Below are 6,493 nucleotides of genomic sequence, written 5' to 3' on the forward strand. Positions count from 1 at the left end.
TCGACGATCCGGACAGCACCCTCACGGAACTCCCGGTCGTACTTCTTCCGTTTCTCTGGCATCTCGATCCCTATTGTTGATGCCTCCACGGTCTCGGGGGAAGTTCAGGTGATCGTGCTGTTGCCTTTTTCGGCCTCGCTCGTCGGGCATCCGCATGGCGACAGGGTGTCGCGTTCGTAGCTGCGACGTTCGGCGAGGTTGAGGGCGCAGGGATGGACGCCGCGGCCGTGACTGAGCTCAAAAAGCGCGTGTACCCCCATGCACGCCGCCGTGGCTGCGCCGAGCACGTCGGTGTCCTCGCAACCGACGTCCACCCGCCGCGTCGACACCAGTCCGCGTCCCCCGGACCAGCCGATGTGAGCGTCGGCGTCGCTGGCGGTGTCGACCCCGAGAGATATTCGGCTGACCGCTGCGGTGCTGACAGCGTTGGCGTCGATGCGCACGCCGTTGACGACGAGGTGTGCTGCGGGGTTTATGGCGAGCGCCGTGCGCGCCACGGCTTCCTCCAGCGATGACGCGGCGATCAGCGACTTGGCGACGAGCTTCGCCCTCGGCACGCTGACTGTGAAGCGACGGTGCGTCCGGGCCATCATGTTCACCATCGCGAGCACAGCAACCTGCCCCGGGCGGGTAGTCGTCACCGCGCCGCCGATGAGAACGATTTCCGTCTCTAATGCACGGTTGTCCCCGCCGTATTGCACTGTTCGGGCGTCGCGCGCGCGATAGAACGCTTCGATGTCGTCGATGTTCACCTGGGTTGCACGCTTCTTCCCGTGTTGGCGTGCGACGTCGATGCGGGCACGACGGTCATGGCGTCGTCGTCGATCACTTGCACCCATCGGCCGTCTTGGTACTGGTGGAGACCAGCTCCCCGGGACGGGTGAAGGTCGCCCCGGCCGTAATCGGCGACCACAAGGGAGAACATGTCTGGAAACGGCATCAGCACTAGGTGGTCGTCGCCGTCTGAGTGGCGTGTGTCGTGACCGGGGTGGCTGTGCACTTGCGCCACGACACCGAGTCCGTAGCGGCGCGCGCTCCGAGCAGCCAACGCCACTGCGTGCTCGTCAACGAGCACGTGGCTCCTCCCGGTGCGGGCGGGAGGACAAACGATGGACAGCGCCAAGGTCGTGGCACCGACCGTGCGGCCGAGCCAGAGCACCAGGCCTTCGTGGGGGCCGTCGGCGCCGGAACTGGCGCGCAGCGAGCGGGTGGTCGGCGCGAGGATTTGTTCGGCGACCAGCAGTTGCCCACGCGCAGTGGCCGTCGGGAGGGGTGTGCGGCGATGGACGGTCACGGCGCTGCCGTTCCCGGACTTGCCGCAAGGTTGAGGGCGATCGCCGACAGCATGTCGGCCAGAGTGTGGGCCTGGGTCACGTCGCCCGGCACGGTCTTCCACGCGGTGAGGGTGGTCCAGTCGGTATGCGGGCCGCCGTGAACGCCGTACGCAAGTCTGTTCCACGGAGCGCAGATCAGCATCGCCGCGTGGAATATCGACCCGGGAATCCCGGGCCGCGATCCTGGGAGGGGAAACACCGAAGGCGTGGCGGCGCCATCGGCGTTGCGGCAGGACCATGCCGGCGGAATCGCCGGATATCCCTCGAGGTCGGCGTGGAAGACAATGACCGTTCGCGTCACGGGGTGGATCGTCGTCGCTGCCAGAGTCCCACCATCGGCGTCGACGTCGACCGTCCAACCGACGCGGGCCGCCCATGCGTTTACCGCCGGGGCCTCGGCTGTCAACACCGCTCGTTCCACGATGGCGGTCATCGCTACACGCCACCGCCGACGTCGATCAGCTCCAAGAGATCACCGGTGCGCACGCCTGCGACCACCAGGGTTAGGGACCGGTCCAGGACATCGTCTGTGCGGGTCTCGAACGTGTGATTGCCCTCGGCGTAGCCGAAGGCGGCCGCGACGTCGGCAGCTGCCTTTCCGACGCTCTCGGAACCGTCGAACACGAAGATGCGCTCTTCGGGGTCCCGTGGCGCGAAGACCCGCAGTTCGAGCCAGTCATTTCCGTGCCGCTTGGCGGAGGTGGTCGTACCTTCGGTGTTGTCGGTGTCAGTGTGGGAGATCGTCACGGCGTTTCGTCCTTCCGGTTGTGGGCTACCAAAACGGCATCGGTGTCTTGTGACTTCGAAACATGTTGCACAATCGACACGTGATCGACGCTAGCAAGTGTGTTGTGATTCTGCAATATGTATCAATAGTGCAATTTCGCAAATCGAGAGGGCGGTAGTGGCGGGCAAGGTTGACGTTGCGGGGCTTTACGCGGCACTGGATGCCGCCCGCAGGGACCGCGGGATGTCGTGGCGGCAGGTTGCTGGAGATGCTGGAGTTAGTCCGTCCCTCCTCAGCCGCATGGCGAATCAGCAACGGCCAGATCTCGACGGATTCGTGGCGCTCGTCCAGTGGCTTGGTGTGAGCGCCGACACCTTCACGTCGGCAACCACGGGGGAGCGGCGGACGGAGGGAGACCTGGCGACCGAGGTCAGCCTGTTACTGCGCGCGCACAAGGACCTCGATGAAAACGACCGCAGACATCTTCAGGACGTTGTGGAATCCACTTTGCGACATATACGCGCCGTGCGAGACAATAGTTAGGTGACACGTCTGCGGCATGGCTTCCGAGCAATGGCGCAGAAGATTGCGCGCGAGGAACGCCGGGAACTCGGTCTCGACGTGTTCACTGCCTACGATCCCTACGGGCATGCTGAGCAATGGGGCATCCCCGTGCTGGGCATCAGCGAGATCGGCTGCAGCGAGGAGGCTTACGCGCACTTCGCCGAAGAGGGTGCCGGCCGGTTTTCGGCCAGCCTCATCCCAGACGGAACAGGGCGTGTCATTGTCGAGAACGACGTTCACGGACGACGCCGGCGTCGGTCCACCGTCGCGCACGAGATGGGTCACGTGCTCCTGGAGCACGACGGCGACGTCCTGCTCTCCCTGGGGGACGAATGCCGATCTGCTGCGTCGCCGATGTTCGAGCTCGAAGCAACCGAACTCGCCGGAGAGCTGCTCGTGCCGACCGAGTCGGCCCACCGCGCCGCTTTGCGCAATTGGACCGACGACCAGGTGGCCGAAACCTTCGAGGTGAGCCTCGCCCTCGCGACATGGCGGATGAACGCCAGCGGTGCTCGGATTCGCGCTGACCGATCGCGCCGGCGGCGCGCCACATAGTGGGTTGTCCGACCGTCGCCACATGGCCGCATTCGACCTCTGAAGATGTCGGTGCCCCGCTTTAGCCTGAAGTCGTGATCGGCTGGGTGTCGAATCCCGCCAGCTGGTCTGAGGGCGATAGTCTTCGCTGTACGTCAGCGAAGTCCCCTGTCACCCCGGCCACAAAGGGGCGCATGTGAGATGCAACTCGCGCCACGGGCCGCCCACTAATGCGCGATCATGTAAGTGGAGGTAACCCGATGAGCGTGATGAGTGAGGGTGCGGTCGAGGCGCCGCGATCGACGCTGTCGTACTCAGCGATTGCGACATACGCCGAGGAGATCGTGCAGGCGCACGCCGTCATCGACGAGCATGGCTATGTCGATGTGCACGCACTGCTCAAGAAGCTTGGCGGTCAGATCGAGTTCGACAACCGCTCCGAGTCGCTCGAAGTGCGGGAACCAGGTGACTTCACAGTCATCATCCCCACGCACACCTCACAGCTGCGTGACAGGTTCACGATTGCTCATGAGCTCGGGCACTACTTCTTGCACTACCGAGCCCCTGCCACTCATCGCATCGGAGAGCGGCCATCCACGTTCACCAGGTTGGGTCGCAACGTCGCCGAGACTCAGGCGAACGTGTTCGCGTCTAACCTCTTGATGCCCGCCAGCCACTTCACTGACATGTTCGCCCGGATGGAGCGCAACATCGTGGCTGTCGCCGAGCACTTCGGGGTCTCAGTCCCGGCGGCGAAAGTCCGCGCCGAGTATCTCGGCCTACCTACCTGATGGCGGCTGGCCTCAACCACGACGGCTCAATCCTTTTCCTCTCCTGCGATCTGCAAAACTCGACGCAGTTCAAGCAGAAGCGTGAGGGCAGGTGGATTGCGACCTTCCTCTCCTTCTACAGCGAGTTCCCCTCGCTGCTGGCAAATAGGATCACCGAGTCATACCCCGGTTTGAGGAATCGCCTGTCGCTGTGGAAGGCCATCGGCGACGAGTTGATCTTCTCGGTCCGGATCCAATCCGAGCGAGAGTGCAGCGACGCCATCGACGCGTGGATGGCCACGCTGCTCGAATTTGAGATCCAACACCTGATCGAAAAGACGACCATGACGCTCAAGGGCGGCGCGTTCCTGGCAACCGTCCCGTCACCGGACCGTCGCGTGGCAATTCCCCGCACAGTCCAGATCGCCGACGACAGAACGCAAATTGATGTGGAGGAAACTAACGAAGCGACGCTCAACACCGCCGGCGCAACCGACGACTTCGCGATCAACTTCGCAATGGACTTCGTCGGCCCGAGCATCGACACCGGCTTCCGCGTCCTCAAGTTCGCCGCACGTAGCTACTTCGTGCTGACTGTCGAGGTAGCTCACCTCCTGTTCAAGCACTACAACGACGACAGCACCAAGCGCGATCGTGTGGCATACCTCCTCGGAACACACTCGCTCAAAGGGGTGTGGGGCGGCCGGCCATACCCGGTGTTCGCGATCGCCAGGCCGCTGCAGTCCACCACCCCGGAACAGGTGCTCGCAAAGGCATTCGGGGACGGAGACAACCCGGGGCTCGTCACCGACGAGTATCCGTACCGCACACCGAGTCAGGTGCTCGCCGCGATCGAGGCGTACCGGAGCACTGATACCTGGCCGGGCGCGATTCACGCCCCCGCTGCGCATGCCCCCGACTTCAAGAACCATCAGCCAGTCATCGACGTTCGTCAACACCTCGACAACCTCAACGACACCTCCGAAGATCCGCTCGACACAACGGAGGACCGGGGCGAGGAGGACGCGGTCGGCGACGACCTACCTCGCGACTGACGACCGCCACGGACGACACGATGACGGTGCGCGTACCGGCCAGCTCGCTGCGTTGCAGGTCTACACCGACGCCGCGTTTAGTCGGCGGGGTCGTTGTCTCGCTCCCACTTTCGCAACCCCGCGACTACACCGCTGACGACGGAGGGAATCCTACGACTGCGGCAAATCCGCCAGCCGGACTTATCTCTGAGCCGCCGCCGGTTATCCGCGACTTTCGGGACCTGCGTGTGCCTGCGACAAGCCGAAGGGGAAGGCTCACGATCGGGCGGACAACACGTTGCCCGATCGATCGAACTTCAGCCGAGCGCTGCCCGACCGACTTTTTCGCGCGACCCTGCCTCGGCCAACTCTGCGCTATCCGGGATCGCGTCCCAGGTACGACCGTCCAGCTCGCGACCGCCTGACTTCGCACGGATGCCGCCCCATTGCTTGAAGAAAAAGGCAACACCCGCAAGCTCGCACTGGTCCCGCAAGTCACGGACCCACGTCGCATCTACCGGCCGGTAGTTAGCTCCTGACTCTCCTCCGGCGATCAGCCAATTGATGCCTGTGAGGTCGAGATCGACTGGGCCGATGAGCGGCTCCGCTGAAATGAACCGGACCGCTGAGGCCACTTTCCGCAGTTCATCGACTCGCCACGCCTCGGACTGGTCCTCTACCGAGACACCCATCCAGATGTTGCTTGCCCATGGCAACTTGTCGGCCATCCGTGCGAGTCGCCTCGGTCGCTTCGTGAGCAGCTGATAGGTGTGCTGCGGCGTCTCGACCATGACATCAAAGACCTGCTTGATGAAGGTGTCGGACACTCGCGCATGCCACAGATCGGACATGCTGTTGACGAAGACTGTCCTTGGGCTGTGCCACCGACGTGGCAGGTCCAAGGCATCCTCATGCACTTGCACGCCGAAGCCCGGCCCGCTCGTCCGCGGGTCTCCGTCAAGCTGGTACTTCGGATTGCCCATCGCCTTCAACCGCTTAGCGAGGGTCAATGCGTAGCAATTGTCGCAACCAGCGCTGATGCGGTCACACCCCGTTGTGGGGTTCCACGTAGCCTCGGTCCATTCAATCGAACTCTTGTCAGCCACCCTGAGAGCCTACGGCGGCGCGCCGACAAGCTGATGCCGCGAGCATCGCTCGCCCAGGCGTGTCGGGCGCGAGCCGAAGATCGTCCCGACTAGCGTTCCTGCCGAACCGAACATTGAAAGCCGGTGCAGGATGTCGCCCATGCCGAAGAAGGCCTTCGAACTTCGTCCATGCCCTCCGCACACCGCCGCGAAGCACGCACTCCTACGCCGCTACTTGGGCGCCTGGTTTCCAATTATTGCTCGGTGGAACAAGCGGGTCATTTACTACGACGCCTTCGCCGGCCCCGGCGAATACCTCAGCGGCTCGCCGGGGTCGGGCCCTGCCCCCGTGTGTTGGACACGCTTAATCCCGCAAGATTGGCGGGGGAAGCGAGATGATCCACCACGATGGCAAGGAAAAATTATCCCGACGAGTTTAAACGGG

Annotated in this window: 9 protein-coding genes; 4 read left to right on the forward strand and 5 right to left on the reverse strand. The window is 63.7% G+C overall.

Going from position 1 to position 6,493, the window contains the following annotated elements:
• Window positions 1–104: 104 nt before the first annotated feature.
• Genes ORI27_RS32470 through ORI27_RS32485 form a run of 4 tightly spaced genes read right to left on the reverse strand, consistent with a single transcriptional unit; the run spans window position 105 to window position 2,081 of the window.
• Window positions 105–752, reverse strand: a complete 648-nt coding sequence (locus ORI27_RS32470; RefSeq protein WP_266001349.1) for a hypothetical protein — start codon at window positions 750–752, stop codon at window positions 105–107.
• Entirely contained in the window at window positions 749–1,294 is a 546-nt protein-coding gene (locus tag ORI27_RS32475) for a Mov34/MPN/PAD-1 family protein (RefSeq protein ID WP_266001350.1), read from the reverse strand. Before ORI27_RS32475 ends, ORI27_RS32470 begins: the two co-directional genes overlap by 4 nt.
• Window positions 1,291–1,767, reverse strand: coding sequence for a hypothetical protein (locus tag ORI27_RS32480; protein WP_266001351.1), 477 nt, complete (start codon window positions 1,765–1,767; stop codon window positions 1,291–1,293). Before ORI27_RS32480 ends, ORI27_RS32475 begins: the two co-directional genes overlap by 4 nt.
• 2 nt (window positions 1,768–1,769) lie before the next feature.
• The gene (locus ORI27_RS32485; RefSeq protein ID WP_266001352.1) at window positions 1,770–2,081 is read right to left on the reverse strand and encodes a hypothetical protein; all 312 of its coding nucleotides are present in this window, start codon (window positions 2,079–2,081) and stop codon (window positions 1,770–1,772) included.
• A gap of 157 nt (window positions 2,082–2,238) precedes the next feature.
• On the opposite strand from ORI27_RS32485, the gene ORI27_RS33075 reads away from it, so the two are divergent.
• The 4 genes from ORI27_RS33075 (at window position 2,239) to ORI27_RS32500 (ending at window position 4,984) form a co-directional block, all read left to right on the forward strand.
• Complete coding sequence (locus tag ORI27_RS33075; RefSeq protein WP_323055702.1) at window positions 2,239–2,604, forward strand: helix-turn-helix domain-containing protein; 366 nt, start codon at window positions 2,239–2,241, stop codon at window positions 2,602–2,604.
• Window positions 2,605–3,180 (forward strand): ImmA/IrrE family metallo-endopeptidase, encoded by a 576-nt coding sequence (locus ORI27_RS32490; RefSeq protein WP_266001353.1) that lies wholly within the window; start codon window positions 2,605–2,607, stop codon window positions 3,178–3,180.
• Between the two features lie 239 nt (window positions 3,181–3,419).
• Complete coding sequence (locus tag ORI27_RS32495; RefSeq protein WP_266001354.1) at window positions 3,420–3,950, forward strand: ImmA/IrrE family metallo-endopeptidase; 531 nt, start codon at window positions 3,420–3,422, stop codon at window positions 3,948–3,950.
• Window positions 3,950–4,984, forward strand: a complete 1,035-nt coding sequence (locus tag ORI27_RS32500) for a hypothetical protein (RefSeq protein WP_266001355.1) — start codon at window positions 3,950–3,952, stop codon at window positions 4,982–4,984. Before ORI27_RS32495 ends, ORI27_RS32500 begins: the two co-directional genes overlap by 1 nt.
• A 296-nt stretch (window positions 4,985–5,280) precedes the next feature.
• On the opposite strand, the gene ORI27_RS32505 is transcribed toward ORI27_RS32500, so the two are convergent.
• Window positions 5,281–6,069 (reverse strand): DUF5131 family protein, encoded by a 789-nt coding sequence (locus ORI27_RS32505; protein WP_266001356.1) that lies wholly within the window; start codon window positions 6,067–6,069, stop codon window positions 5,281–5,283.
• Window positions 6,070–6,493: the final 424 nt, after the last annotated feature.

Source organism: Mycobacterium pinniadriaticum (assembly GCF_026242045.1).
GTDB classification, from domain to species: Bacteria; Actinomycetota; Actinomycetes; order Mycobacteriales; family Mycobacteriaceae; genus Mycobacterium; species Mycobacterium pinniadriaticum.

What these genes read in the sequence shown, in the direction of transcription:
- ORI27_RS32480 (WP_266001351.1), bottom strand. Translation starts at nt 1,767, where the DNA reads ATGACCGCCATCGTGGAACGAGCGGTGTTGACAGCCGAGGCCCCGGCG.
- ORI27_RS32495 (WP_266001354.1), top strand. Translation starts at nt 3,420, where the DNA reads ATGAGCGTGATGAGTGAGGGTGCGGTCGAGGCGCCGCGATCGACGCTG.
- ORI27_RS32500 (WP_266001355.1), top strand. Translation starts at nt 3,950, where the DNA reads ATGGCGGCTGGCCTCAACCACGACGGCTCAATCCTTTTCCTCTCCTGC.